The sequence below is a fragment of the Oceanobacillus luteolus genome (assembly GCF_023715655.1).
GTDB classification, from domain to species: domain Bacteria; phylum Bacillota; class Bacilli; order Bacillales; family Amphibacillaceae; genus Oceanobacillus; species Oceanobacillus luteolus.
Genome location: NZ_JAMBON010000152.1, coordinates 1 through 448, shown reverse-complemented (window position 1 = coordinate 448; position 448 = coordinate 1). Strand labels below are relative to the sequence as shown.

General features: G+C 41.5%; 1 rRNA gene. It reads left to right on the top strand.

The annotated features are described in order from the left end of the window. Positions 1–223 precede the first annotated feature (223 nt). Positions 224–448 (top strand): 23S ribosomal RNA (locus M3210_RS20160); the annotation flags it as partial.

Sequence of the window (448 nt, the reverse complement as noted above, 5' to 3'; positions counted from 1 at the left end):
CTAAGGATATTATTCGGAACATCTAACTTCGTTAGATGAAACATACTGTGTTGTTTGTTCAGTTTTGAGGGAGCAAATCTCTCTGCTTGTACCTTGAAAACTAAATAAGAGTAACAACGACATCAAAATTTACTAGCTAAAGCAACCATATATAGGAAGCGGAAGCTATTTGTGGTCTTTATTGACCAATAGGCAAAAAAGTAAGCTTTATTTACTGTGACTTAGTTAAGTGAATAAGGGCGCACGGTGGATGCCTTGGCACTAGGAGCCGATGAAGGACGGGACTAACTCCGATATGCCTCGGGTAGTTGTAAGTAAACATTGATCCGAGGATTTCCGAATGGGGAAACCCACTGTCCGTAATGGGGCAGTACGTATATCTGAATACATAGGATATACGAGGCAGACCTGGGGAACTGAAACATCTCAGTACCCAGAGGAACAGAAA